Here is a 26,266-nt window from a genome sequence, read left to right on the forward strand (position 1 = left end):
GAGCGGGCCCCTTTTTCATGGAGTATGAGTGAACATCTTGCTTAGCCTGCGAGCTCCGCCTCTGGCGAATTCTCGGCCAGAGCGAGGAACTGGGTTGCCCACATGGCCGCCTGGGTGCGATTCTCAGCCCTGGCTTTCCGCAGGATGGCCTTGATGTGAACCTTCACCGTCGCCTCAGCCAAGCCAAGCTCCCGAGCGATCAGCTTGTTGGAGGCACCCGTTGTGAGCAGCCGCAGGATCTGGGTCTCCCGGTCAGAGAACCTGCTTGCCTCCAAGGCGGGATTGCCGCTGATCACGATCAGCTTTGGTTTCTGAGCTGCAACTTGGCTGAGCAGGGCAAAACCAACTGACGCTGGCAGGAAGGTTTCTCCCAGCATCACCAGCTCCAACGCCTTGAGCATGGTTTCCTGCGACATGCCCGTTGAACACAAGCCGTTCAGACCGGCCTCAATCAAGTGCCCAATCGCCTGCGGCTCCAGGTGGTCAGCCAGAAGGACCAGTCTTGCGCCGGGGCAACGCTCCTTCAGCTCACGGATGAGTTCCCCATAACCCTCTGGCGAGAGGCTCTCGCAGATCAGGATGAGCGTGGGAGGATTGGCGTCCGTGGCCGACAAGTCCGGCACGCCGGCAGAAGCATCACCAGAGAGGGCAAAGTGAGACCCTGCCAGAAGCTGGGCAATGCCGGTGCGGAGAAGGTTGTTCCGGCAGAGAAGATAGGTGGTCATATGGTGGAGGGGATCACGGGCAAGCGGAAGGATTTGCGCCTTGTAGACGACGTCTTGGTCCATAGGTTTTTGGCCCTTTGAAATAATTTCTGGTTCAGCTCGGCGCAAATGTTCGCCCTGCTCCTTCAATGGAGCTTGAATGCAACGCACCTGTGTGGAGAGCTGCCCTGGGGTCAGGCGTGACTTGGCTTTAACCCCTTCCAACCGGGGCAGTTCCAGCGGACGTGCGGTTCCAAACGGGGTAATCCTTCTGGGCAGATCGCTCCAGAGAGGCGTGGGCCAGCTTCTGGAGATCATTCCACACGTGGGCGGAAACGTTCTCGCCCATTGCCGGTTAATGCCGCGAGAGCTGCTTCAGCCCTCACGACCAGAAGGCCTCCTCATCTACCTGGCAACGGCGGGTGAGGAGGCTTTCACCATGGACCCTGCCGGTGGGGGCCTTGGGCCGTAATCTTCCAAAGCTGCCGTAAAGCATTGGGATCCAGCAATCTCTGGACCCGATGCCGTGAGTTAAAATAACGATGAGCAGTCTGCACCAATACCCCGCGATCTCGGCCCACAACGAAGAGACCGAGCCGGATCGGATCTCGCGGCTGCATGAGGCTTTTGGGGTCATGTGCGCCATTGCCCGCATGGTCTGGCGCGAGGAAACCGGCTACGGCTCCACTGAACCGGGTCTGATCCATACCCGGTGGGACGGGGCAGTCATCGCTCTGCGGGACACCAGTGGACAACTCGAGGTGATCTGGGCCTCTGCCGATCACCGGGACCGCTTTGGCGTGCTGGCCGAACTTGCATGGGAAGCTATGTCAGAGCGGCGAACGAACGTCGTTCACCGCCTCCCCACGTAAGCGGATTTATCCTAAGGCGTCTGCCAGAAAATGGAAAAGCCCAGGCTCCGGGGTCAACGGGCGGAATGCCTTCGCATCTCCTGCCGCGCCAGCTACGGGCCTGGGCTGATGAGGTTACAGACGGGCGCCTGTATCGTCAGGCAAGCGCAGGAACAGACCGGGCCGGAGTACATCCGTCCTAGCACGGTCTCATCGACGCTGGCGGTGACGCCCGCCGCTGTCGAAGTCCACATACGATGTCCGCTGGGGTAAGCCTGATATAAGGATTGATATAAAATTCGCAAGCGTTTTAGGGCGAACTTTGTGTCGCATCCTCACCAGATTGGAGGGAGGGCGGAACGCATCCCATCGGCGTGTCGAAATCCCTCCACCGAGCACCAAGGACCAGGAGGGGAACCTTGACCGTGAGGCGATGGTTTCGAAGGGCCTGCCTTGGTCCCTCCCCGGAGTGTCCCGATTGTCTCTGGGGCGCCGGTCCTGCCTCCACCCATATACCAAGAGAGAGTTGTCGGTATTCCTGCTCCAGTGGAGGAGTGCCGCGTTGTTGTAAGGAAGAGGATCTACGCCTACGGCGATGTCACAGTACGCAGAACCAGAATCTGCGACTGATCTCGTCTTACAGCCTCCATAGCTCTTATTTTCTCTCTGGGGCCTGCAGAGAGGTGCCCGCCGGCACCTTCAGCTCGCCTTCTTCCCGACCTAGGTCCATGAAGCGGCCGTTCTTGGGAATGACCAACCCGTCCCCGATCTTTGGCAACTTGGATAGAGCGGTGCAGATGATCGCCGAGCGTTCTCCCGACGAGGTCTCGGTGCCCCTGAGCCGCGCAGTGGCCCGCCTAGAGCCTGAAAGGCTCCCGTCAATCCGGATGCTCTGATCGGGGAACAACCAGGTGAAGCGCTGGCCTAGCTGCCTCCACTTGCCCGGCCATTCGCCCGGTTTCGTTCGGGAGGCATCGAAAATGTAGGGGCTCATCTCACCGTTCTCGACCTCCCCTCCTCCAACGCCGCTCCCGGATAGAAGGTGATCACGAACTGGGATCGATCAGAGGCGCGGGTGCATTCCCAGAGGGAGCCTGCAAGGCTCGGTCTTTCGGCGATCGCCGATTGAGACGCCAGACCAATCCCGATCGCGGCGAGCAGAAAGCTTCTCATGGGCTATCTCTGATCGAGGGGCGGAGCCACACCCCAAGCGGAGTTCCTTACCGAAACTTATCAGCCGGTAGGATTGGAGCGATCGGGGTTGCCACCGCTGCTTTCGAGAAAGCACACCAGGGCAAAGACGCTGATCACTGCCGCCAGCTCCGCACCGGACAGAAGCCAGGAGGAAGCACTCGCCCGCAGCGGCCCGATGGCCGCCAACAAGAGGAGGAAAGTAACCACTGTGCTCCACATCAACATGCGAAACCGCCCCTTAGAACGGGATCAAGCACTAACCCATTGAATATGAACAGCCAATGACAGGCTCGTGGCATAACTAAGGAAAGCTTGTGCGGCCCGACGTGGTCGCTATTCTTACAAGACCTGGTCGAACTTTACCCTGTCTCAACAGCAATGGCACATTAGCATTATGCTTCAACCCGGATCTCGTGATCTGCCATAATCTCCTCAAAGGGCTCAGGCCTGTGGATCGCGTAGCCCTGGGCGAAGGTGATCCCCATGGAAGAAACCAGTTCAAACGTCGCCTGGTCCTCGACGAACTCAGCGACCGTCTGCGCGCCGAGTTCTGTGGCGATCTGGTGAATGGATTTGACGATGTAGCGATCCACCGCGTTCGTCGTCATGTTGTGAACGAAGCTCCCGTCGATTTTGACGATATCGACCGGGAATTGGCGCAGGTAGTTGAACGAACTCAGGCCTACGCCGAAATCATCCAGCGCAATCTGGCATCCGATTTCTCGTAGCTTGCTGACTGTCTTCGCTGCCACGGCCATATTGCTGACCACGGTGGTTTCCGTGATCTCGAATGCGAGGATCTCGGGCGCGATTCCGGAAACCTCAAGGACCTCGCACACGTAGGCCACGAACGAAGCATCACCGATTGAGGCTGCCGACAGGTTGAGGTGGATCTGGGGATGCCGGTCAAGGCCCCCTGCCCGTCCAAGAAAGGTCAGCGCTTCCCGGACCACCCAACGGTCGATAGCTCCAATGAGATCATACCGTTCCGCCGCCGGAACAAACACAGACGGCGGGATGATCGTCCCATCCCTGTCTAGCATCCGCACCAAGACCTCATACCGCTGCTGGGTCGGATCCGCGCACGCGACAATCCTTTGAGCAAACAGCCGGAGCCGACCCTCTTCTATGGCCAGTTTGATCCCGGCAGCGACCGCGATCTCGCGGTGGCGATCAACCGCTTCGCTCTGCTCGGGTCTGTAGATGCTGACCCGGTTCCGACCGGCCATTTTGGCGGTCAGGCAGGCAACATCCGCCTGAGCGAGGACCGCGCTTGGGGAGCGGGTGCTCGGCGTGATCTCGGTCACCCCGATGCTCGCGCCGACACTATAGCTGCGATCCTCCCAGGGGAACTGGATCGCACCGAGCGCGGTATTGAGCTCCTCGAGGATCAGTGTCGCATCATCGAGCGAGCAACCAAGCAGGATGATGCCAAACTCATCCCCGCCGAGCCGGCCAATCACATCGCCCTCGCGCAGGTAACTCGGTAAGGCCCCTGCCACCCCTCGCAACAAGGCGTCGCCGGCCACATGACCGGCGGAATCGTTGATGATCTTCAGCCGGTCGAGATCCACAAAGGCCAGGGCATGCTTGATGCCGGTATCACGGCTTTCCGCCAGCGCCTCTTCAAGCCTCTGCTCGAAGGCTGATCGATTCAGAAGACCGGTCAGTTCGTCATGGGTTGCGTTATATCTGAGCCGCTCCTCGGCTTCGCGCCGGGCCGTGATATCCTGAAATTGCACAATCATATAGGCGGGCTTGCCTGCCTCGTCCCGTAGGAGAGAGGCGGACCTGAGGACCCACACCTCCGTACCGTCCTTGCGCACCAGACGGCGTTCGCTATCGATGACGTCGATCTCGCCTCTCAAGAGACGATCGTCGTCCGGCGGATCGTCATTCGGAGGCGTTAGGTCGGCCGCCGTCTTCGACAGCATCTCCCGGTCGGAAAACCCGAACAACCGGCAGATGGCCGGGTTAACCTTGAACACGGTCCCGTCGAGGTGCAGAAGCGCCGTTCCGATGCCTGCGCCCTTCATGGCTCCGCGGAAGAGCGCTTCGTTGTGCAGGGCCTCCTGGTGCGCCGCTCGCCGCCAGCGGAACTCGCGGCCCAGGCTCAGAGCCAGGGCGATCATGGCCCCGGTCAGGGCCAGCACGATGCCGCCGATCGTCAGAGCTCGGCTTCGCCAGGCGGCATAGACATCCTGCAGGGAGCGTCCGACGCTGATCGTCAGCGGGTAATCCCCGATCTGGGTGAAGGTGTACAGCCGCGGAATACCATCGAGTGGAGACGTGGTCGCCTCGTACGACCCTGAGCGCTGCTGCGGGTAGTAACGATAGAGCTCCGCCCCACTGACGTCCGAGCCGAGATGCTTTTCGTTCAACGGCTGCCGCACGAGCAGCCTCTTGTCCGCGCGCATGAGCGACATGGAGCCATTCGGTCCCAGGTCCATCCTGCCGAACAGATCGGTGAAGTAGTCCAAGCCTAGGCCGACATACGCAATCCCAGCGAACCGGCCATCCGGGTGAGAAAGCCGCCGACTGAACACAATACCCCATCCAAGGCCAACCGGGCTCTTGATCGGTAGCGAAACGTAGAGCCCGATATCCGGGCGATCACGGTGGACGGTAAAATACTGTTGTTTAGAGAGGTTGATGATATTCGGATCCGTGAAACGAGAGTGATATCTCAGCTTTCCGTTTCCATCGACGACGGCAATGGCGGCGAGATATTGCGCCGTCGCAACCTGATCGAACAGCAACTGGCGCTGAAGATCAGAACCCAGTTCGGTGAAGCCTGGCTGAGTGACCCGATCGATGACCTTCTGGATCGTCAGATCGATGATCTCGATGTTGCGGGAAATATCTCGGCTCACCGAGGCAACAAGATTACTTGACGCTGCCTTAGCTTGGTCGGACGCGTTCTCCCGTTCATCGTAGACGAGGGCCGCACAAAACATGTTGAAGACCACAGCCAGAACCATAATGTTCAGGACCGGGTGGCGAGCAAGCAGGTTCTTACACCAGGAAATGGAGGTCACGAGGCAATTTCTTGGACATGAGCATCGGGCGGGACTTCAACGGCACTTATCCATTACAGGCCCCAATTTGGGTCTGATCGAAGTAAGCCAGAGAAGCCTCTGGAAATCCATTCGACGAAGGAAATGGGGTAAATGATGGTGTCCGGATAAGAAGCGGTGAGAGTCTTGGGGTGCCGTGCCGTAAAACCCGTCTCAAGTCACGTTGAACCGCCCTTATACGATGTCCCCTGCCCGACAACGGGTTCGGCCGGTCAGTTCCCCCGGGAGGGCCCCACCAAGTTGCTGCAGCATCAGATCCACTGCTTTTGGGGTGACCTTCAACAGTTTGGCGTCGAGTGGCACCGTGACCAGAGGGCGCGACAGAAACAGATCGACCAGTTCCGGAAGCTTTGAACTACTGCGGCACCTGTTGGTGCCCCCCCATCAGCTCACGGGCGAGGATCAGCCTCTCCAGATCCTTGTTCGCGATCTCCAAGGCCTCCTCGGTGATGCTGCAAAAGCCATCGAGTTTCTCCTTCGCCCCTTCCCTGCCCTGTGGACGGAACTTCGACTGCTTGAACCCGGCCGCCAGCGGCAGGAGATGGTTCGTCAGCCCTCGCGCGCAGGATGGAGGCGGCCATCGTCAGCCCCAGCCCATGGCAAGCGGGTATAGAGATTGAGATCCAGCCAGGCGTTCCAGGCCACAGCAGCAGCTGCAATGGCCGGCCAGTGGGACGTTCGTTTGACGAGATCGAGCCACAGGTCCTCGGCCTCGGCTTCATCCTGATCCGGATCATACACCGGGTGCGATCGGCTCTTGTGCAGAGCGGTTTCACCAGCGAGCACCTTGCTGGTCCGGTCGAGCAAGATGCCCAGGACAAATTCCTAGACAGGAATGGTGCTGCACATGCTTGACTGTTTCAGCCTTTGACACAGGGCTACCGGTATAGTTATGGCTTGTTCGGTCTTGTATGCTCTGGCGTTGCGAGAACTTCAGCCCCGCGGGAACAGGGCTGTTTCGATGACTCGCCGACATCGGTATCTCGCCTCCCGCGGGTTCATAGTGGGCAAGCCCCCACTGGCTCGAACCGGTTCCCATCTCAGGGGCTGTGGCCGATGGAACACCCAATCCTACTAATTCAACCGGTTGCTGAGCGGCTACTCCTCCCGGATCTGTTCCAGAAGCCTGCTCTCCCCTGGAACCTATAGCCAAGCCTCACGTTCAAATCCTCATCTGATAGCGCAAAACGTGGGATGCCAAACGATGCAACGGTGGCCTGAGCGCCTCTGGATCGTCCGTCATGGTGAGAGCGCCGGCAACGTCGCACGTGATGCTGCGCATGCGGCCGGCCTCTCCCGCATCGAGATCGCTCATAGGGACGTCGACGTCCCATTGAGCCCGCTGGGTGAGGAGCAATCCGCCGCCCTTGGACGTTGGTTCGCCGCCCTGCCTGCAAACGAACGACCCAACGTCGTGCTGACCTCCCCTTACCTGCGGGCTCAACGAACCGCCGAGATCATCGAGGCTGAAGGGGGCGTCTGTGTCGAGCGCCATACGTTCGTCATCGACGAGCGCCTGCGCGAGAAGGAGTTCGGCGTTCTCGACCGTCTCACCCGCTCAGGGATCGAGGAACTGCTTCCCGACCAAGCCGAGTTCCGCCGGCTACTTGGTAAGTTCTATCACCGCCCGCCTGGCGGCGAGAGCTGGTGCGATGTCATCTTACGCCTGAGAAGTGCCCTCGACACCATCTCGTTACATCACAGCGGCTGCCGCGTGTTGATCGTGGGGCATCAGGTGGTTGTCCTGTGCCTGCGCTATCTGATTGAGAACATGACCGAGCAGAAGATCCTGGAGATCGATGCCGAAGGTGATGTCGCGAACTGCTCCGTGACGGAGTACCGCCTCGACCGCAGCATTGGTGAGCATGGGCAGCTGATGCTGCATTGCTACAACTTCGTTGCTCCCCTTGAAGAGGCTGGCGCACCCGTCACATCGGAACCTGACGCCAAAGTGGCAGCCCGATGAACGGCGGCTCAATCACCCCGGAATTCCTTGGACGAATACCTCTCCCGCAGCCTGCGAACGATGGAGACAAGGACCAGCGCGGTCGTGTCCTGGTTGTCGCGGGGAGCACTTCGGTTCCAGGGGCCGCCCTGCTGGCGGCGACCGCCGCGCTGCGTGCCGGGGCCGGAAAGCTGCAGATTGCGACATGCCAGAGTATCGCAACCCACCTCGGCCTCGCTGTGCCGGAGGCGCTCGTCATCGGCCTCCCGGAAACGCCATCCGGTGAGATCCATCCGGGAGGCGCCGTTCAGCTGCGCGAGCGGATCTCGCGCTGCAATGCGGTTCTCATCGGGCCCGGAATGCTCGACGACCAGGGTGTGTCGGCACTGACCGCAGATCTTTTGGACTCTGATCCAGGACCGGCATTCGTGCTGGATGCCGGGGCATTGGGCAGCTTGACGGACATCGTGGCCGTTCTGGCCCGCCACAAGGGCCGCATGGTGATCACCCCGCATGCCGGTGAGATGGCGAACTTGCTTGGTGTAGACAAGGATGATGTTCAAAGCGACCCATCGCAGGTTGCGGGCCAAGCGGCGAGCCTGCTCCACTGCGTGGTTGCCCTTAAAGGGCCATGCACCTACATCGCCACGCCTGACGGGGCTACATGGACCTACAACGACGGCAACGTTGGCCTGGCGACTTCAGGATCGGGAGACACGCTGGCGGGCATCGTCGCAGGTCTGCTAGCGCGCGGCGTGAGCCCGCTTGAGGCAGCGCAGTGGGGCGTCTTCCTTCATGGCGAGGCTGGCAACCGCCTGGCCCGAAGCCATGGTCCGCTTGGTTTCCTCGCGCGGGAGCTCCTTGCCGAAATCCCTGCGATCATGGCGGACTTTCGTGTCTCCTGACCGAATGGTCACAACCTATGCCATTTTTTTGACCCGAAAGCACTTGTTCGGCGATGCCACGGTAACCTGCGGAGACCACGATAAGGGCTGCTTTGTTGAATTCAGGCGAACCCGCCGGCCGCGGCGTTCCAGGCCGGCGTGGCTTGTAGACGGCGAAGGTGGGTGGCAAGGACTGACTGCTGCGAGCGCGGTGGAACAAACAGATTTATGGCAGCCGAAAAGACTGAGGTGAACCGCTGCAGGCCTCCCACTTCGCACGTCTGAGGCAGCTTCGCTCTTGCTTGAACAAGCGAAGCGCAGCGTGGCAAGTCCATTGAGAAGCATAAGGGCTACCTTGCTAGAGAAGCTGGCGCCAAGACAGGAACTGGCCCGAGCGCCCGTTGGCCTGCAGCGAACCGACGCCTGCGACAATCGTTGAGTATGGCATGCGGATGAACACTCAACCCATGATGAGCAGGAGAAGCGATGTTCACCCTTGAGATCGACGGCAGGCCCATTGCGATCACTGATGCGCAAGAAGCTCAGGCGCGGGACATCTTCGAAAGCGACGAGTTCAAGCAGGATCTGGCTGTGATGACCAGCGACGGAATACCGTTGTGGGATGGGACAGCCTCGCTGGCCGTCCGGCCTGCATCGGATCAGGAGGTCGCTGCCTTCGAGGCTCCTGAATTCGACATTGACGGTGATGATGAGGACGCGGAGGATGAAGATGGCGTATTCGTGACCTTCCTCGTGCCGGTTGACCACGATCACGAGGGTCTCTCAGGCGTGCCGCCCGAGCTTCAGAGCTGACCGCAGGCGCTCCAGGTTCTGCGCCCGCGACCTGCGTCACGAAGGAGCGTTTCCTCGCTCCCGCCATTGGTCTCGCTGGAATGCTAGAGCATCGGACGTGAAAAGTGGACCCACTTTTGGGATCAATCCGATGCTCACTTCCTGAAGCGGCGCATCGTTCGGCGCGGACCCGGCGGGCCGCGCCAGTGACCCGCAGGGCCGCGTCAGCGAAAATCGAGTCCACTTTTCCGCACGATGCGCTAGAAACCGTTTAGGACCACCAGGTTCCACGCAACCCGCTGTCACAGCGTACTGAAGATGATGGTGACAGGCGGTACGCTTCTGCACGCCTCGAGCAGTTCCAACCGATATGCTATTTCCCGGGTAGCGCAGGCGAGGCTTCCGAGTTGGTGCTAGCCTTGGGGCGTAAGGGTCGTTATATGGGCTTCCAATGGCGAGCACTCGTATCGAGCGAAGACTGGCCGCTATAATGGCGGCCGACGTGGTGGGCTATTCACGCCTCGTCGAGCAGGACGAGGAAGGTACGCTTGTTGCCTTTCGGGACATCCGAGGCAGCGTGATCTCCCCATTGCTAGCCGAGCATCGCGGCCGGATCGTCAAGTTGATGGGTGACGGCGTGCTGGCGGAGTTCGGTTCCGTCGTCGACGCAGTCGCCTGCGCCATTGCCATTCAGGAAAAGACGGCCACCTCGCAAGAGCTGGTCGCGCCGGAGCGCCGGATCTTATTCCGGATCGGGATCAACCTCGGCGACGTAGTGGTCGATGGCGAGGATCTGCTCGGCGACGGGGTGAACATCGCCGCGCGGCTGGAGCAACTCTGCGAGCCCGGCGGGGTGATGGTCTCGGGAACCGCCTACGATCACCTGAAGGGCAAGCTCAATGTGCCCTTCGACTTTACCGGACAGAAGCGCGTTAAGAACATCTCTCAGCCCGTCCGCACCTATGCCTTGAGAATGGCGGGAAACGACCAGGGCTGGCGGTGGCGCACCCAAATCATCCGCCATTGGCCCCTCGTTGCCCCTCTTGCGGTGATGCTGCTCCTCATGGGGGCCGGTCTCTGGTGGTGGTCTCAAGGGACCAAACCCACGATCCGCGAACCTACCGTCGCCGAGACCGCCATCAGCAATCCCATTATTGGCAAGCCCGCGATCGCCGTGCTGCCGTTCGACAATCTCGGCGACGATGCCACGGGCCGCCTGGCGGCCGGGATGACCGAAGATATCATCACGGACCTGTCGCGCTACCGTGACCTGGACGTCATGGCCCGCAACGCTACCGCAGCCTACGCCAGCAAGCCGGTCGACATCCGGGCGATTGGCAAGGCGCTGGATGTCCACTACGTGCTGGCAGGCTCGATCCAGCGGAGCGGCGAGCAGATCCGTGTGACGGCGCAGTTGATCGAGGCCGATCGCGGCACGCACCTGTGGTCTGAACGCTGGGACAGGCCTGCCACGGACGTCTTTGCGGTGCAGACCGAAGTCGCCGAGCAGGTGGCAACCCGGCTGGCCGCCTCAGGTGGGGCAATCCCAGAAGCGGAGCGGGTGGCAGGCCGACGCGCGCGACCGGAGGACCTGAAAGCCTACGACCTCTATCGGATGGGCCAGGAGGCAATGGGTCACCTCACCAAGGAGAGTATTGAGGAGGCGATCCGCTGGCTCGAGCAGGCGGTTGATCAGGATCCGAGACTCGCCCGCGCCTGGGTCGCGTTGGCCGCCGCCCACGACCTGACGATGCGTTATGGGGCTGATGCCGACACGGCGCGGCCGGCCGCGATGCAGGCGATCCGACGCGGCGTCGAACTCGATCCCCAGGACGAATCCGCCCATGCAACACTTGGCCATATCCTAGGAATGGCGAGCGACCTGCCGCGGGCGAAAGCCGAGTTCGAGACGGCATTGCGGCTGAACCCGAGCGACGTTGGCATCCTCACGAGCTATGCCGGGTGGGCGAGCAAATTCGGTGAGCCCGAGCGCGGCGCACAGGCAGCGGATCGGGCCATCCGCCTCAACCCGAACTACTCGGCCTCGGCTGCGGGGTCATACAAGCTGGCCTACATGATGGCCGGCCGCTACGAGGACGCCCTGCGTCTCGTGGAGCGCGAGGATCCGCAGACCCGCACTCGCGGTGGCTGGGTGCAGGCGGCCGTGACCTATGCGGCGCTTGGCCGTCAGGAGGAAGCTAGGGCGACCGTCCTCGAGGCGCTCAATCGTTATCCCGACCTGACGACCGAGAGCTTTGCCCTGAACAGCCCTGGCTACACTGATACCGAGCGGCAGCGGCTGGTCGAAGGGATGCAATCCGCCGGCTTCCCGCCTTGTATTAAGCCCGAGCAGTTGCAGGCCATGACGGCGCCAGTTCACCACCTGCCGGAATGCCAGACGGTGTCCCCACAGTAGCGATGTGATTTGGCCTGGGTCGCGCTTTCGCGAGGATGATGACGAGGCGTTGGTGATGGGTCTCGAGACGGCCGTGGCTGCCGCTTGCTACCGGATCCCGAAGGTGGTGATCCGCAAGAGGAGAGCGAACGCCCCATAAGGGAGTTAGGTCCGTCAGGGACCCGGACTACGCATCAGACGGGCCTGAGCGAGGTGTTGGCGTACATGTCGCCGAGGGTGCAGCGCAGGCCGAAGCCCGGCAGGACGATCTCGTCACCCATGTCCATGAGGGCCGAGACCGTCCAACCTTCGCTGGTCCTCTTCCTCAAGGTCACCTCTGTTCGATCATGCGGACGGCTTCGCAATGGGGATGCGCCTTGTAGAGCCGGACCCTGGCATCGATCCAACTGCTTCCCGTCTCGACAATCCGGTCGTCGGTGCTGGAGACCACCTCTACCAGCAGGTAGGCCTGGTCGATGAAGCGGCGCCGCCGATCGAAGCTGTCAGGCAGCCAAGGCCAGTTCTGGACGGGAAGAGGTCTCGGCCTCTTCATTATCGCAGGCGAAGGCGAGCACGCTTTCATCGTGAAGCTGCTGCCAGTCGATCTCCCCGGCCGCGAGGAGCTCGCGCATCTGCTCACGGGCGCGATGAAGCCGTGCCTCGAAGGGGCTTAAGGGGACTGGCATTCTCAGATCGAGAAGCGCCGGGGATGGCGGTTCTCGCCGGCCGGAGCCTGTAGGGCTTCGATCTGCTTCAGGTACCATTCGGTCATGATCTGGGCGAGGAAGCGCTTGGTCTTGCTGATCCCGGCCTCCCGCGCCTCGACCCGAGTTTTGGTGCCGTAGGCCTGTGAGTCGACCGTTGCCACACGGGGATGCTGGCGAAGCTCGGCCGCGCCGAACCCTTTGAGACCGAAGAGGTGGAGCTGGATTGTGGTCCCGCGCAGCTCGGGATCGAGGATTTCGATCACCTGCAGGATGCCCTGCGGGCCGTGGAGGTGCCGTCGGCACATAGAGCCGACCCCGACGATCGGGAATCCAGAGAGGTCGGGCATGCGCTCCAGGCAGCGGACATAATCCTCTGGCAACCAGCCCTGCAACACAGGCATCAGTCGGTTGAGAATGCCTCGCTCCCTGGCGCCGCGGATGCAGGCCCGATTGAGGTTCACCGTCCCGGAGATCCGATCCAAGACCAGATCGCGGTTTCGGGCGATCTCCGGCTCGACGCAGAAGTCCATCGACGCGAGTCAGCGCCAGGGTAGGTTGCTCCCAGATCAAGGTAGTTCTCCACGGTCCACGCGAAGCCCCGGTACCAGCTGGCTGGCAACGAAACCTGCGCTGTCAAGGTACGCTTCTAAGCCATTGAGATGATGAAGATTGCGGGTGTTGAAGCCGTGCCAGACGGGAATATCGCTGGCATCCCTCTTCCAGTTGGACAGGGTGTTGGCACTGATCAGGACGGCCGCATTCAATGACCGAGCAGCGTCGATCAGCAGCCCTCTCATCACATGAGGGAGGCTGAGGAGAAACTTGAGCATGGACTCTTTGTCCGGAAGGGCGGAGATTGGAGATCCGCAACGGGCAAAGAAAAAGGACCGGTGAGATACCGATCCTTCTGGACAATCAGGCTTTTAGCGATGTCAGCTAAAGCAATGCCTTAGTGCGAATGGCGCTTATTGTACCATTCGTTGGCCTTCAGGGCCGCAAAGCCGAGCAGTACGACAATGCCAGGCATTACGACCGAAACGATCAGTGTCTGTCCAGTCATTGCTTCAAGCCTCCAAGAGCCGTTCTTGCAAATATATGTAACATCACGGCAGCGAATGTCCAACCCGCAGCGATGGGTAAGAGTTGCACGAAATCGGCGTTGTTCGCGAAGCCGCCAATGTTATAGAGATACCCAGCCAGCGGAGTGGCGATGCCGACCGTGAAGCAGGCCGTCGATGCACGGTCGAAGGCATTGGCGAGCAGCCGTTGCCGCTCGTTGTAGATCAGGCTCACTGCAAAATACCTCCTCGTAAGCGCGGTGTCGCCTTGAAAGCATCAGCACTTTTGGGGTTTGGTCTCTCTTAGGCTTACAATCCGGGAGAGACCATGGCTTTAAGCAACCTTGCTTCCGGTCTGCGCAGCGATCGCAGCGAGGGCCGCCTCGGCTCCCTGCTGCAGGCGCAGGTCAGACAGCTGCTGGCGGAGGCTCAAGTACAGCGGCCGGAAGGCAGGGCCTTTCTCTTCGACAAGGTCAGCCAGGATGTTTACGGCCTTGAGGAGCTTTTCCTCGGTAATCGGTCCCCGGTCGTGGTTCAGCCAAGCCGTCATGATGCGTACTCCTTACAAACGAGGAGGCACACTGCCGCGATCATCTTGATACATGGTTAAGCTTGCCCGAGGCTTGTGGAAGCGGCGGATCCGCAGGATCGATCCTACGGTGCCACCCTGACACAATGCCGCTGCGGTAATTGGGGAAGCGAAGCTTCCATGTGCAAGAGACAGATTGAAAGGGGGCCAGCACTGCCGAAACCGTGCAATGACAACGAACCACGCGGTTTCAAGCCATTCGTGCCGAGGCCGCCGATCGTTCACCGTGCGGGCATTCTGGCGGCAGCTTTGGAGCGGACGGGACGTGTCAGGCTGGATGTTCTGGCTGCTGGCGCGGTGACGATCCACGGACCGGGTGCACGGCCAAAAAGAAGCGCCCGGGGTCTCAGCGGGCGCTTTAAGGATTCCGGCCGTAGGGGCAACTAGACCGGCTTTGGTCACCTAATTAGGTTCACTGACCCCCGTCTGTCGGGAGAAAGACAACTTTCCTAAAAAAGTTATGCTGGGCATATCACGACTAAGCGGCACATGAAATTGCCACGGTTGAACGGCCAAGGTTGGCTTGTGCGGTTTCAGCCTCCTTGAGCCGCATAGGCCCTGGCTGAGGATCCACCCAATTTCCTTATCCGGGGCTCCAATCGCCCTCAGCCGGAGGTCTGACGAGACCCGTCGGTGAGGGCGTTTTGCTGTCCGCCCAGCGATAAGGCTCTGTAAACCATACTCAGCCACGATTCTTTGCCTGATCAAGACTGAGGGAATTGGCATGAATGTCGTGGTATTTGCGTCCCGCAAGGGAGGTTCTGGAAAGAGCGCCCTTACCGCGCAACTGGGGAGTTATATGGCCCCGAATGCTCGGCCGACGCTCCTGATTGATGCGGACCCGCAGGGGTCTTTGGCTCTCTGGCACCGGGTCCGGGGCTCACAGGATCTTCCACTCCACATTGGCACCAAGCATCTCGCGGCCACCTTGACGAAGGCCCGCCGTGCCGGGGCCGAATGGGTCCTGATCGACACGCCGCCGAACGCGGAAGCCCCTGTGGCCGAGGCGATCTGGCATGCGGATCTCGTCGTGATCCCCATGCGCCCAGGGCTGTTCGATGTCGATGCCGTCCAGGCCACGATCCAGATGTGCCGTGAACTCAAGAAGCCCTATGCGGTGGTGATCAACGCCGCGCCGGCCAGGAATCGTTCGGAGGATCCGATGGTTGTGGATGCTCGAGGGGCGATGCAGGCGCTCGACGTGCCGACATGGGCCGGTCAGATCACCAATCGCCCTGAGTTGTCGCTCTCTCTAGCCCATGGGGCTGGTGTTAACGAGGCCCACTCCGGATCGGCTGGTTCGGAGGAGATCGGCAGTCTCTGGCGCGCGCTCACACGGAGCTTTGACGCGATGAAGGCGATGGCGGGTACCCAGGCTCAATCGGCCTGACCGGCACCAAAGAGCCAACGGGGTTGAGGATGAGCGCCCTCGGGCGCTCATGTTCACGAGCGCGCTGGTTCCAACAGGAAACATCAGGAGCTACTGTACGGCATGGCTGAGAAAGTGCGCATGTCAGTGACGTTTCAAGATGCGCGAGAGCTGGGTGACTGGCTCGCCGAGCATCACAAGAACAGCAGCGAGCTTTGAGTCAAGATCTTCAAGGCAGGTTCTGGCCGCCCGTCTGTCACCTGGACTGACTGCGTTGCTCAAAAGGCTCTCGGTATCGCCGGGTTCCCTTTCGGCGGAACCGGCGTGGCGTCGAGAATCGAGCTAACCCGATGCTCCATGTGAAGCGACGTGGCGGACAACTGCTTTTCGAGCAAGGTAGGTATAGAGGTGGTGTATCTTGTCGTCCGAGTCATCTGCGCTAGTTTTGCCGCCTGCATATTCTGGCGAACCTGCGAGCCACTCGTCTTTCGAGATCAATAATCAGCTAGTTGATTCGTATTTCATAGCTCGGGGTGCTCTCCGAAGAGCACGCGCATCCACAACGAGACTTCCAAGAATATTTGGACATCCGTTTGTACGGGAATTGTGATGACGAGCCAGCGGTATGGAATCTACCCATGGGCGGCTCACCGCCTGTTGCGAGATGTCGACCCACTTCCGGAACGGACCAGGACTGGACCTTCCTGGATTCGGTTCAATTTCGCGGTGCAACGCTTATAGAGCAGCGGGACTAATGGCCTTACGGGCGTAGATCTGGTCCCATTTCGAAACGCTCTTGACTCTTGATTTCGGTGGTCCAGGGCAGCGCCGAACGGCACCAGATCTGCCTTCGTGGCACGAGTTACCAACGCTGACGGAGCGTTCCGACCCGGAGGTTGTAGACCTTGGGTCCATCGCTCTCCGACGTCGAGTAGATGGGCGCCCCACACTCGGGGCAGAACCCGTGAAGCCGCCTCGCACCACTCGTTCCAATCTTCACGTAGTTCTTCACCTCACCCGAGAGCAGCGTGAAGGCGCCCTCCTTCGTGGGAACAACCGCGCGGAAGGCGGATCCTGAGAGCATATGACAATCGGTGCAGTGGCAAAGCCACACCTTCTCGGGCTCGACCTCAGCCTCAAAGGTGATGGAGCCGCAGTGGCAGTGCCCGTCGATCTTCATTGCACCCCTCCTCATCGTTTCAGAGACGTTCCTCAGTCTAAGCGGATCCGACTCCTTGGGGTCCAACCGCTGTTTCAGCTGGCAACGGGAGCGGCGGGTTTGCTCCGTCGAGAAACTCCACCGTCGTAAAGATCAGTTCGGTGTCCCCGATGTTCTCCAGGTCGTGGACCTTGAACTCTCCTGGTCGGTAGGTGAGATGGCTCGTCTGGCCGGCCACATAGGTGGCCTCCACCATCGAGCCGTCCTGTTTGTGCGAGCGCGCTGTTCCAGGTGCTATCGCAACCCAGAAGTAGTCCAGAACATGGCGATGGAAGCTGAGGCGCTCTGAGGGCTTAGCCGGACTTCCCAAACCCGGACCCGGCCGTCGTGCGACATGAGCCACGTCCCCACGCAAGGATTGAATTGGTTATTTATGAATTCGTCTTGGCGTGCGGCTGACCACGTTGCGCTTGGTTCAAGAAGCTGTGGCATTCGGACCTCCGTTGTGAGCACCGTATCCTAGTTCTGGAATGGGGAGCATCCCAGGCCCTCGCCTCCTCCATTAACAAGGGAGCCCCAGATCAGCCCAGGCGCCCAACTTCCAATTGAACGCTCTCTGCCTTGGGAGTCTTGAACTCGACCCGAATGCCCCGAACGCCGTGCGGCGCGTCAGCCGCGGCCTCAATGGCATGCAGACGTTGCGGTGGCAGGCGCAGGCCCGGGGCAGCACGGGGTTGATCGGCGTTCCGCCAGAGGGAGGGATCTCGTGCCCGTCCGCGTCGAAGTTCCGGTAGTTCGGCCGGGCCAGAACGATCATGAGGCTCGGCCAGCGGTGGTGATGTAGGTTCTCGCGCTCGTCAGGTGCGACGCCGACCTCCAGCACCCGCACGTCATCGTCCTCAAAGAGGAGGCGATGATTGGCCGGTGCGGCGACCAGCGCATCCAGATGGGGCGGCCATTCCCTATCATCAGTCTCAGGCATGTGGCTCTCCAGGAAGAGGCACATGCTCATGATGCGAAAAATAGGTCCCTCGAGAGCAGCCAAGGTCGGCTCAGGGTCAAGCCATGAGGGTCCCGCTGCTGCACGAACGGCAGCTCTGACCGCCGAAGCCGACACTGCTCAGGCAGGGAGTACTCCCCCAAAGCTCTCGTGGACCACAGCTGAGCCATCTACACTCAAACACATCGAATCAGGAGGGTCCGCGCATGCGCCAAAGTCTGTGGCTTCTCTCCCTCGGCGTCTCGATGTTCGCCAGCGTGGTCCAAGCCGCCCCTTACATGATCGTGGGCAATGACGAAAAGCTCGTCTGGGACGACCAAGGTAAGCCCGTCCTCTCTCCTTCGGGGCGCGATAGCATCTTGATCATCGACCTAGCAGACCCTGAGATGCCGAAGATCAGCGCCAGTCTGCCCATCAAGAACTCCATTGTGGGCCCGCCGGGCAATGTGGCCCTCACCCCTGATGGGGCCCTTGCCCTCGTAGCCGACTCAGTCGATGTGACCAAGGAAGGCGAGGCCCTGAAGCAGGTGCCCGACAGCAAAGTCCACGTCATTGACCTCAAAGCAGACCCGCCCCGCATCGTAACATCGTTGACTGTCGGCAAGCAGCCCTCTGGTCTCGACATCTTAGCCAAGGGAGATCAAGCTCTTGTTGCCAACCGGGGTGATGGGACCGTCAGCCTGCTGTCGATCAGTGGCACACAAGTGACCATCACCGACACTGTCACACTCGGGTCACCTTCTGATCAGGTGGCCGCTGTGGCGTTCACCCCGGATGGTCGCAGGGCGCTTGCGGTCAAGTTTGCGAGCCATAAGGTGTCTGTGATCGAGATCCAGGATGGCAAGCTCACCTATAACAAGCTTGACCTTCCGACCGGACCTTGGCCTTACAATGTCGCGGTGGCGCCATCGGGCAGGATCGCACTCACAGCCGACAACGGAAATGCCGGGGCGTCGGATGGCAGTGTCGACACGGTGAGCGTTGTTGACATGGAGGCAATCCCTCCCCGCATCGTTGACCGCGTGGTCGTAGGGGACGGCCCTGAGGGACTGGCGATCAGCCCGCGAGGTGATCTCGTGGCAGCCGCAATTTTGCGCGGCGGCAACTCGGCTAGGACAGCTTATTTTTACAGCCCCGTCGGTTCGGTCACGATCCTGAAGATTGAAGGCAAGCAGGTGACGCGCCTCAAGGATATTGAGGTGGGCGGTTTGCCGGAGCCAGTCTGCTTCACCCCTGACGGTCGATATCTGTACGTCGGGAACTACCTCGACCAGAACTTCTCAATCCTTAAGGTAGAGGGCGCCGAGGTGGCGGACACGGGCAAGCGTTTCAAGGTTCCTGGCCATCCAGCGTCCGCTCGCATGAGCGTCCGCTAACTGAGGCGTTGGGCTGACCTGCCAGCGCGGTTCGAAGACCTGTTAGGATCACAGACGGTCTCTAGACACGGCCGCGTAAAGGTCCGCTCGTGCTGCTCCGGCGGATATCCGGATAAGGTCCGCCCCGTGCCACGAGCCGACCTTCCTGGCTTCGGATTCATGTCACCCGACTTTCTGATAAGGCCGTGTATGGAATGCACCTAGAAGCGGCCCAACCCGGGTGGGTTCAGCGGTTTGGCTGCATCAGCTCGATTCGGTTGCCGAAGGGGTCGCTCACATACCTGCGTTCAAACCCCTCCAGAGGTTGATCCTCTTTCAAGTCGTACCCGGCCCCTTCCAGCCGTCGTGACAGGGCGGCCAAGTCCCGGACGATGAGCGCTGGATGAGCCTTCTTCGCCGGGGCAAAAGGTTCTTCCACTCCCAGGTGAACCTTCACGCCCCCGCTTTCGAACCAGCAGCCTCCGCGAGCGGCTAGGTGCGGCGGCTTTGCGACCTCCGGAATGCCCAGGAGGTGGTCATAGAAGGCTCGGGCATCATCCTCACGGCCAGCAGGCATGGCTAACTGTACGTGGTCCATTCCGATAATGTGCATCAGGCCCTCCATTGAGTGGCTCGACCTCATACCAAGCTCGAGGCGAATTTCCGAGAAGGCCGTCTATGGAACTGCTGTGAGCTGCTAAGAGCGCGGCGGCTGGGCAATCCAAGGAAACCTGCCGCGAAAAAACATGGCACGCACCACAGGCCAGATCAGATCAACCGGGCGCTTGGTTAGAATGCGCGCGTATCGAAATCCTGTCCGGTGCAGATAGTTACCGAGGGCCAAGACCCCGACAAGAGGAACGAGCACCGTCCATGCGCCAGCGTAGAAGGTTAGGCCGAGGAGAAAAGGAGTTACGAGCACCAGGCCTGTGATCTTCATCGACCTTATGACGAAATCGAGTGGTCCCTGAAGGTTGTCTACCGCGATAAAAACCAGTGTGCTGCTGAATACCCACGCCACGGCAATGAAGCCGAAAATGTAGCGTGGCTTGAGATACTGTTTCATGTTCGTCTGGAGTTTCGGGTGATCAGTTACTGGCCTTTGCTGCCTAGCATAGGGCCTCGCATGCGCGTGAGACAATTGTCCGCGAATATCGCGTAAAGCCCTTTAGGAACCTGAGTTCTGAAAGTGCTCGGGGATTGATCCCCCCGCAGTGGTCCGGCCATCATGAACGCATTCCCAAGATCGGGGCAGCACGGCATGGGCTGGTCACAATGAGGCTGATGGCAGGGTATCACTGGGCAGTGACCGGGGCGGCAATGGCCTTCTCCGCTGTCATCTTTCTCGATTTTGGCGCTGACGTTTGGAAATCCTATAACGGTTTAGACCTACTGACCGAATTTGCCGATCTGGTCTCCGCGGCCATTGTGTTTGGCCTGTTCGGCTGGGTCGTCGCCTTTCTGATCGTATGGCCGCTGTTCCTTCTGACAACGTTCTTGGCTGAGACCCTTGAGACGAGAAGTTTAGTCTACTTCGTCACATGCGGCGCCCTGACAGGAGCCCTCCTCAGCGTGCTCCTGTTGACTCTACCGCGAGAAGCCTCGGACCAGCGCTCATTGGTCGAAGTCGCCGTGTACGTCGCTTCCTCATGTGTCATCTGTGGGGTGAGCGGTGCATGGCTCTTTTGGTGGAAGGTCATCCGGCGCAAGCCTGTGGCGTAATTTCCGATAAGCCTGTGTGGAACTGGATAAAGGTGCATTTGAGCGTATTCGGAAGAATTGTGAAACGGCTGAGGCGGCGACTGAGTAGAGATCCAGTCAAAAGGCTGCTCGGAGAGCCCTATGAGCGGACCTGAATACGCGAAAATGCTTTAAGCCGGATCGCTCCCGCAGTCTCAGAAAAACACCCCTCAATGCTCAGGCAGCTTGACCGCTTGCAGCTTCTGCTGGAAGCCGTTGAGATCCACTAAAGGGAGAAGGGTGTGCGTTCCGCAATTATGGATGAGGTGGCAGCGATCATGCAGTTTGCCGCTGCGGAGGCGATTGTGCCAAGGTTTCAAAAACTGCGGGACGGCCAGGTTGAAGAAAAACCCCTGGCGAGATCGTGACAGTTGCTGATCGGGAGGCCGAGCGCATCATTTCCCCTCGATTGACCGCCCTCCTGCCTGGATCCCGAGTTGTCGGTGAGGAAGCTACTGCAGAGATGCCCTCGCTGATGGACGGGCTGGACCATGGCGATGTCTGGCTTGTCGATCCCCTCGATGGAACAGCAAACTTCGTTGCGGGCAGTTCAGAATTTTCCATGATGATCGCCCTCATGCGGCAAGGGCAGGTGGTCGGGTCTTGGCTCCTCAACCCTTTGAGCAGTCAGCTTGCCGTTGCAGCTCGTGGAGACGGCGCATTCATCGACGGTGCAAAGGTCCAAACGGCACCGACCTCCTTGCCTCCTGGGGCATGGCGTGGATCGGTCCTAACCCGGTTTCTTCCGGAGGCCTTGAAGAACCAGGTCGAAGCACACTCCTCGCGGTTCGGAGCGATCCTTCCAGGCGCAAAGTGCGCAGGCGTCGACTACCCCGCTGTCGCGACAGGCTCTCAGCACTTCCTGATGTTCTGGCGCCTCCTCCCGTGGGACCACTCCCCTGGAACTCTCCTGGTCCGGGAAGCCGGAGGGCATGTCGCCCGCCTTGATGGCTCGGAGTACCGTCCATCCGATCAGCGACCGGGCTTGCTCACCGCGCAGAACAGAGACGTGTGGGAGACGGTAAAAACACTCCTGCTGGAACGCTGATGGCAACTTGAAAGGCCAATGGGCTTTCTGCGCAGAACGGGACGCTGTGGAACATGGACTCGGACGGGAGAACTGATCCGGGAAGGTCCGGAGTGGGTCATCCTCTGCCGATCCCTGACATCTAGGAACATCCGGTGTTCCTCGAGAGAGCAAACGTTGGGTCTACTTCCGAGAGGTGCCAGGAGCAGACCTTACGAAGGATCTGCTACAAGGCTGTTCCTTGCGAAGCCATGAGCGCGTCAGCCTCCTTCCGCAGGCTACGTAACTTCGCTACGTCGGAACCAGCCTTGCACACAGCTGCGGATTTCGGGAGAAAGACCCAGGCCTAAACATCCATCGGGTCAGGAGGCAAGCGCGTGCAACTCATCAGGTACGGCAAGACACTGGTGACAGGCAGTGGCAAGGGCGAATTGCTAAGTGCCGAAGTGAGACTCAGCTTCTGGGGCGGCGTCGACCCTCAAACGGGCGTTGTCATCGATCAGCATCACCCCTTGCGCAACCAAAGCCTTGCCGGCCGGGTGCTCGCGATCCCGAGCGGACGTGGCTCATGTTCCGGAAGCGGCGTATTGCTCGAACTGATCCTCAACGGCCATGCGCCAGCAGCCATCATCATCAGCGAGCGCGAAGAGATCCTCACCCTCGGTGCTCTGGTTGCAGAGGTGGTGTTCGAGCACTCGATCCCAGTGCTACGAGTAGACCGGGAGGTGTTCGCCCGCCTCGGTGAGTACCGATACGCCCGAGTGGCAGGATCCAGCCTTCAACTCCTCCACGAGCCCTCTGAAGGGGATTGGCAGCCTGGGCCGGCTCAACAAGGGAGCTATGAGGATACGGCAATCCGGTTGGACGCGGTCGATGAGGCCTTCCTTTCGGGCCGGCACGGCAAGGCAGCACAGGTCGCCATGCGCTTGCTGCTCCGAATGGCAGCAATTCAGGAGGCCGAGGCCTTCGTGGATGTATCGCAGGTGCACATCGACGGATGCATCTATACCGGTCCGGCAAGCCTGCGCTTCGCACAGATGCTGGTCGAGTGGGGAGCGAGCGTGCGCGTCCCGACGACGCTCAATTCGATCTCTGTCGACAAACGCCGCTGGCGGGCGCAGGGCGTGGCGGAAGACTTAGGCGCTCCTGCGAGTGCCCTTGCAGACGCCTACCTTGCCATGGGCGCACAGCCCAGCTTCACGTGTGCGCCATACCTGCTTGAGAGCGCTCCCCAGTTCGGGGAGCAGGTCGGCTGGGCTGAGTCGAATTCAGTGATCTATGCCAACAGCGTGATTGGCGCGCGGACGATGAAGTACCCGGATTACCTGGACGTCTGCATTGCCTTGACCGGGCGGGCGCCGCTAGCCGGCTGCCATCTTGATGCCGGACGACGGGCGACACTTGTGCTCGAGGTTGAGCTGCCAGAGAGAGCAGACGATGCTTTTTGGCCGCTGCTCGGGTATTGCTGCGGCTCCGTCTGCGGCACCGAAATCCCGCTGATCTGCGGATTGGAAACGAGCGCTGCCGGGCCAGACGAGTTGAAGGCCTTTGGTGCGGCCTTCGCCACGGTCGCCGCCGCACCGATGTTCCACATCGCCGGGATCACGCCGGAGGCGGATAACCAAAGGCCGGAACGTCTGGTGCGCATCGGACTGGGCGATTTACAGCGGGCATGGCAGCTCTTGAACACAGCTGCATCGCCGGAGGTCGGGCTTGTCTGCCTCGGCAATCCGCACTTTTCCCTCACTGAGTGCGCTCGACTGGCTGACCTGGTGCGGGGCCGAACCAAGTCAGCAGACGTTGCGGTGATCGTGACCTGTGGCCGGGCTGTGCATGAAGCAGCTCGACAGGCCGGTCATGTTGCTGAGGCCGAAGCCTTTGGCGTCCAGTTTGTCACCGATACCTGCTGGTGCATGCTCAGCGAACCTGTGATTCCCCCGGCGGTGCGGGCGCTAATGACCAACTCCGGGAAGTACGCGCATTACGCGCCAGGCCTTGTTGGGCGTGGGGTCCGGTTCGGCAGCATGGCCGAGTGCGTAGAGGCTGCCTGTAGCGGCAAGGCTCAAGAGAACCTGCCCGCATGGCTGTTATAGGTCCGCACTGGGTCACGCAGTGAAGGTCGTTCACTGACAGGAACGTCCGAGGTTCGTGTCCAAAGCAGAAGTTCGGCCAACGGCCGGGATGTGCCAGTTGCTGACCTTTCCTCGTTCGCAGTCGCGGTTAATTCCTACACTGGCCCTCGGAAGACTACGACCCGCGTCCAGATCCAGTATCGTTCAAACAGCATTCGGGGCTGGCACAGCCGCGCCAGACTTCGCGATCTCCCGGGTGTCCTGCATCACCGTCCGGCATGCGAGGGTCATCTCGCCGTGACGTGACATGGCCAAGGCAATGTGGCGGGGGGATGTTATATTAATGGCGAATACTGCTCTGTACTCGTCAATAAAAATTCTTGCCCCAAGAGGGATCAGCGACTTGGGCTGTTCAAAAAACCGACCTTGTCGGGCAGTTCAACGATTATACTCGGTTAATGTGACATCTCCCCCGGTAGCGGGCCTTTGGTCTTCTGTGGCCGCGCTTTTCATTGACATTGTAAGGCATACAGCTCTCAGCTTCGGCGGATCGCCTCTATACCTCACTGTCGGCCCGGCGCGTCACTCCGGACGGACTTATGCACCAGCATCCTTCTGTCACCCTCTCTCGAACACCAAGAGCGTCTACGGCATGTACTGGCCGCCATTCACCTCCATCACCTGCCCCGTGACGTAGCCGCTGAGCTTGTCGGAAGCGAGATAGAGAAAGGCGCCGACGCAATCGTCCGGCGTGCCGAGGCGATCCATGGGAATGGTGGCCTGCATGGCGGCAAGCTGCTCCGGAGTCGAATAGCGTTCGTGGAACGGCGTCATGATGACGCCAGGCGAAACCGCGTTGACCCGGATGCCGTCCTTGACCAGTTCCTTGGCCCAGCCCCGCGTGGCCACCGAGATGAAGCCCTTGGCTGCGGCATAGATGACCGATCCCGGCCCGCCGCCGTGGCGCGCGGCGATCGACGACACATTGATGATGGAACCGCCGCCCTGCGCCCGCATATGCGAAATGCCCTCACGGACGAAGCGTACGACCTGCTCCACATTCAGGGCAAGCACGGCATCGACATACTCGTCCGTGTAATCCTTGATTGGCGTCCGCTTGACGAGGCCGCCGGCGTTGTTGACGAGTACATCAAGGCGATCGAAATGCTCAACAGCTCCGGCCACGACCCGCGCCGCCGCCTCAGGCTCGGTCACGTCCGCTTGGATCAGGAACGCCTCCCCGCCGGCCGCTCTTACCTCCTCGGCTACTTGCCGCGCCGGGTCCTGACTGGCATTGTAATGGATTGCCACACGCGCCTTGTTGTGCCCGAATGCGACTGCGGCCGCGGCTCCGATCCCGGTGCTGGCGCCGGTGATGAGGATGACCTTGCCGGCAAGATCGGGAATGGTGGGGTAGGCCTCGGGAGAGGTCATGGTTGGAACTCCGGAATGAGTTTGGAAGGAAGGCAGTAGACAGCGCTGTTCATCACTCCTCAGGAAAGGGCCTGGAGATCGGCGTCGACGGCAATCGCCTGCCCCGAGATCGTGCGTCCGAGCGGCGAGCATAGGAAGACGATCTGATCGGCAAGCTGCTGCGCCGTCACGTATTCCTTCAGAGACGTGCTCGCGAGCGCCCGGCGCTCAATCTCATCGAACGATACGCCAAGTTGCTGGGCTTTGGCTTCGAGCACACGGCGCTGGCGGTCGCCGGCGACGACGCCGGGCAGGATCGCGTTCACGCGTATGCCGTCCTCACCGAGTTCCCGTGACAGCGATTTCGTAAACCCGATCACGGCCCATTTGGCAGCAGCGTACGGGGAGCGCAGGGGAAAGCCGAAACGGCCTGCGGCGGAGGACAAGTTCACGATCGAGGCGTTCTGGCTTTGCCTCAGGTAGGGCACGGCAAGACGCGTGCAGTTGAACTGCCCGGTAATGCAGACCTCAAGGCAGCGATCCCAATCCTCCGGGTTGATCTCCTCAACCCGCGCGGTCGGTCCCGCGATACCGGCATTGTTGACGAGGACATCCAGTCCCCAGAGAACTCCCAGCGTCTCCTCGAAAACCCGGGCGACATCAGCACGATCCGCCACATCGCCATAGGAGGACGTCAGGTCAGGATCACTCGCGGTCGCCTCCCGGAGAGCGGCGCGGTCCACGTCGCAGATATGCACGCGCGCACCCTCGCGGTGGAAGGCACGGGCAATCTCAAGGCCGATGCCAGCAGCGCCAGCCGTCACCAGCACACGCAACCCGGCGATATTGAGGTCCATCTTCGTCGTCTCCATCCCTGAAGCGGGCCCCCAGCACTCGGCGCCCGATCGTCTTGTGATGTTCGAGAGCTGGGCGCC

Annotated in this window: 29 protein-coding genes and 2 pseudogenes; 11 read left to right on the top strand and 20 right to left on the bottom strand. The window is 60.6% G+C overall.

Annotated features, from left to right (window positions below; genetic code table 11):
• Positions 1-41: 41 nt before the first annotated feature.
• Positions 42-1,022, bottom strand: a complete 981-nt coding sequence (locus OCW50_RS25150; protein WP_262299414.1) for a LuxR C-terminal-related transcriptional regulator — start codon at positions 1,020-1,022, stop codon at positions 42-44.
• A 224-nt stretch (positions 1,023-1,246) separates the two neighbouring features.
• Between OCW50_RS25150 and OCW50_RS25155 the strand changes: the two genes are divergently transcribed.
• The gene (locus OCW50_RS25155; RefSeq protein WP_262299415.1) at positions 1,247-1,576 is read left to right on the top strand and encodes a hypothetical protein; all 330 of its coding nucleotides are present in this window, start codon (positions 1,247-1,249) and stop codon (positions 1,574-1,576) included.
• Positions 1,577-2,210: 634 nt separating this feature from the next.
• On the opposite strand, the gene OCW50_RS25160 is transcribed toward OCW50_RS25155, so the two are convergent.
• The 5 genes from OCW50_RS25160 to OCW50_RS25175 form a co-directional block, all read right to left on the bottom strand.
• Complete coding sequence (locus OCW50_RS25160) at positions 2,211-2,549, bottom strand: hypothetical protein (protein ID WP_262299416.1); 339 nt, start codon at positions 2,547-2,549, stop codon at positions 2,211-2,213.
• 239 nt (positions 2,550-2,788) lie between these two features.
• On the bottom strand, positions 2,789-2,974 hold the full coding sequence (locus OCW50_RS25165; RefSeq protein WP_262299417.1) for a hypothetical protein: 186 nt from the start codon (positions 2,972-2,974) through the stop codon (positions 2,789-2,791).
• Between the two features lie 167 nt (positions 2,975-3,141).
• Positions 3,142-5,787 carry an EAL domain-containing protein gene (locus OCW50_RS25170; RefSeq protein ID WP_262299418.1) on the bottom strand — a complete coding sequence of 882 codons (2,646 nt, stop codon included), beginning with the start codon at positions 5,785-5,787 and terminating at the stop codon, positions 3,142-3,144.
• Positions 5,788-6,000: 213 nt separating this feature from the next.
• Entirely contained in the window at positions 6,001-6,165 is a 165-nt protein-coding gene (locus OCW50_RS33460; protein ID WP_373371508.1) for a helix-turn-helix domain-containing protein, read from the bottom strand.
• Between the two features lie 210 nt (positions 6,166-6,375).
• Complete coding sequence (locus OCW50_RS25175) at positions 6,376-6,633, bottom strand: DUF1612 domain-containing protein (RefSeq protein ID WP_262299419.1); 258 nt, start codon at positions 6,631-6,633, stop codon at positions 6,376-6,378.
• 397 nt (positions 6,634-7,030) lie between these two features.
• On the opposite strand from OCW50_RS25175, the gene OCW50_RS25180 reads away from it, so the two are divergent.
• Positions 7,031-7,792 carry a histidine phosphatase family protein gene (locus OCW50_RS25180; RefSeq protein WP_262299420.1) on the top strand — a complete coding sequence of 254 codons (762 nt, stop codon included), beginning with the start codon at positions 7,031-7,033 and terminating at the stop codon, positions 7,790-7,792.
• Positions 7,789-8,676, top strand: coding sequence for an NAD(P)H-hydrate dehydratase (locus OCW50_RS25185; protein ID WP_262299421.1), 888 nt, complete (start codon positions 7,789-7,791; stop codon positions 8,674-8,676). The genes OCW50_RS25180 and OCW50_RS25185 overlap by 4 nt, the downstream gene beginning before the upstream one ends.
• A 101-nt stretch (positions 8,677-8,777) precedes the next feature.
• Here the strand turns inward: OCW50_RS25185 and OCW50_RS33655 are convergent.
• Positions 8,778-8,924, bottom strand: a pseudogene (locus OCW50_RS33655) (IS6 family transposase); the annotation flags it as partial.
• 217 nt (positions 8,925-9,141) lie between these two features.
• Between OCW50_RS33655 and OCW50_RS25190 the strand changes: the two are divergent.
• Entirely contained in the window at positions 9,142-9,468 is a 327-nt protein-coding gene (locus OCW50_RS25190; RefSeq protein WP_262299422.1) for a hypothetical protein, read from the top strand.
• 469 nt (positions 9,469-9,937) lie between these two features.
• Positions 9,938-11,863, top strand: a complete 1,926-nt coding sequence (locus OCW50_RS25195) for an adenylate/guanylate cyclase domain-containing protein (RefSeq protein WP_315974477.1) — start codon at positions 9,938-9,940, stop codon at positions 11,861-11,863.
• Between the two features lie 173 nt (positions 11,864-12,036).
• Here the strand turns inward: OCW50_RS25195 and OCW50_RS25200 are convergent, their stop codons facing one another.
• The 6 genes from OCW50_RS25200 to OCW50_RS25225 form a co-directional block, all read right to left on the bottom strand.
• Positions 12,037-12,171: a hypothetical protein gene (locus OCW50_RS25200; RefSeq protein ID WP_262299424.1), complete on the bottom strand. Its 135-nt coding sequence runs from the start codon at positions 12,169-12,171 to the stop codon at positions 12,037-12,039.
• A 174-nt stretch (positions 12,172-12,345) separates the two neighbouring features.
• Positions 12,346-12,528 (bottom strand): hypothetical protein, encoded by a 183-nt coding sequence (locus OCW50_RS25205; protein ID WP_262299425.1) that lies wholly within the window; start codon positions 12,526-12,528, stop codon positions 12,346-12,348.
• 2 nt (positions 12,529-12,530) lie between these two features.
• On the bottom strand, positions 12,531-13,079 hold the full coding sequence (locus tag OCW50_RS25210; protein ID WP_262299426.1) for a deazapurine DNA modification protein DpdA family protein: 549 nt from the start codon (positions 13,077-13,079) through the stop codon (positions 12,531-12,533).
• Positions 13,080-13,115: 36 nt separating this feature from the next.
• Entirely contained in the window at positions 13,116-13,379 is a 264-nt protein-coding gene (locus tag OCW50_RS25215; protein WP_262299427.1) for a hypothetical protein, read from the bottom strand.
• Positions 13,380-13,605: 226 nt separating this feature from the next.
• Complete coding sequence (locus OCW50_RS25220) at positions 13,606-13,842, bottom strand: hypothetical protein (protein WP_262299428.1); 237 nt, start codon at positions 13,840-13,842, stop codon at positions 13,606-13,608.
• Between the two features lie 99 nt (positions 13,843-13,941).
• Positions 13,942-14,157, bottom strand: coding sequence for a hypothetical protein (locus tag OCW50_RS25225; protein WP_262299429.1), 216 nt, complete (start codon positions 14,155-14,157; stop codon positions 13,942-13,944).
• Between the two features lie 763 nt (positions 14,158-14,920).
• Here OCW50_RS25225 and OCW50_RS25230 point away from each other — a divergent pair.
• Positions 14,921-15,586, top strand: coding sequence for a nucleotide-binding protein (locus OCW50_RS25230; RefSeq protein ID WP_262299430.1), 666 nt, complete (start codon positions 14,921-14,923; stop codon positions 15,584-15,586).
• A 739-nt stretch (positions 15,587-16,325) separates the two neighbouring features.
• On the opposite strand, the pseudogene OCW50_RS25235 reads toward OCW50_RS25230, so the two are convergent.
• From OCW50_RS25235 to OCW50_RS25245, 3 genes and pseudogenes are all read right to left on the bottom strand, one after another.
• Positions 16,326-16,745, bottom strand: a pseudogene (locus OCW50_RS25235) (GFA family protein).
• Positions 16,746-16,782: 37 nt separating this feature from the next.
• Positions 16,783-16,980: a hypothetical protein gene (locus OCW50_RS25240; protein ID WP_262299431.1), complete on the bottom strand. Its 198-nt coding sequence runs from the start codon at positions 16,978-16,980 to the stop codon at positions 16,783-16,785.
• A 306-nt stretch (positions 16,981-17,286) separates the two neighbouring features.
• The gene (locus OCW50_RS25245; RefSeq protein WP_262299432.1) at positions 17,287-17,706 is read right to left on the bottom strand and encodes a hypothetical protein; all 420 of its coding nucleotides are present in this window, start codon (positions 17,704-17,706) and stop codon (positions 17,287-17,289) included.
• Positions 17,707-17,930: 224 nt separating this feature from the next.
• On the opposite strand from OCW50_RS25245, the gene OCW50_RS25250 reads away from it, so the two are divergent.
• Positions 17,931-19,100, top strand: coding sequence for a YncE family protein (locus tag OCW50_RS25250; protein ID WP_262299433.1), 1,170 nt, complete (start codon positions 17,931-17,933; stop codon positions 19,098-19,100).
• 226 nt (positions 19,101-19,326) lie between these two features.
• Here OCW50_RS25250 and OCW50_RS25255 read toward each other — a convergent pair whose 3' ends face one another.
• Positions 19,327-19,692, bottom strand: a complete 366-nt coding sequence (locus OCW50_RS25255) for a VOC family protein (protein WP_262299434.1) — start codon at positions 19,690-19,692, stop codon at positions 19,327-19,329.
• 84 nt (positions 19,693-19,776) lie between these two features.
• A complete protein-coding gene (locus OCW50_RS25260; protein WP_262299435.1) occupies positions 19,777-20,145 on the bottom strand; it encodes a hypothetical protein in 369 nt (122 codons plus the stop codon).
• Between the two features lie 218 nt (positions 20,146-20,363).
• Between OCW50_RS25260 and OCW50_RS25265 the strand changes: the two genes are divergently transcribed.
• From OCW50_RS25265 to lhpI, 4 genes are all read left to right on the top strand, one after another.
• Positions 20,364-20,801: a hypothetical protein gene (locus OCW50_RS25265; RefSeq protein ID WP_262299436.1), complete on the top strand. Its 438-nt coding sequence runs from the start codon at positions 20,364-20,366 to the stop codon at positions 20,799-20,801.
• 260 nt (positions 20,802-21,061) lie between these two features.
• Positions 21,062-21,187 (top strand): hypothetical protein, encoded by a 126-nt coding sequence (locus OCW50_RS25270; RefSeq protein ID WP_262299437.1) that lies wholly within the window; start codon positions 21,062-21,064, stop codon positions 21,185-21,187.
• Positions 21,184-21,867 carry an inositol monophosphatase family protein gene (locus OCW50_RS25275; RefSeq protein WP_262299438.1) on the top strand — a complete coding sequence of 228 codons (684 nt, stop codon included), beginning with the start codon at positions 21,184-21,186 and terminating at the stop codon, positions 21,865-21,867. Before OCW50_RS25270 ends, OCW50_RS25275 begins: the two co-directional genes overlap by 4 nt.
• A 356-nt stretch (positions 21,868-22,223) precedes the next feature.
• On the top strand, positions 22,224-23,939 hold the full coding sequence (lhpI, locus tag OCW50_RS25280) for a cis-3-hydroxy-L-proline dehydratase (RefSeq protein WP_262299439.1): 1,716 nt from the start codon (positions 22,224-22,226) through the stop codon (positions 23,937-23,939).
• Between the two features lie 624 nt (positions 23,940-24,563).
• Here lhpI and OCW50_RS25285 read toward each other — a convergent pair.
• Together OCW50_RS25285 and OCW50_RS25290 are read right to left on the bottom strand one after the other, a co-directional pair.
• Positions 24,564-25,352 (bottom strand): SDR family NAD(P)-dependent oxidoreductase, encoded by a 789-nt coding sequence (locus OCW50_RS25285; protein WP_262299440.1) that lies wholly within the window; start codon positions 25,350-25,352, stop codon positions 24,564-24,566.
• Positions 25,353-25,411: 59 nt separating this feature from the next.
• Positions 25,412-26,188, bottom strand: coding sequence for an SDR family oxidoreductase (locus OCW50_RS25290; protein WP_262299441.1), 777 nt, complete (start codon positions 26,186-26,188; stop codon positions 25,412-25,414).
• Positions 26,189-26,266 lie beyond the last annotated feature (78 nt).

This window comes from Microvirga sesbaniae, from assembly GCF_025460805.1.
Lineage (GTDB): Bacteria > Pseudomonadota > Alphaproteobacteria > Rhizobiales > Beijerinckiaceae > Microvirga > Microvirga sesbaniae.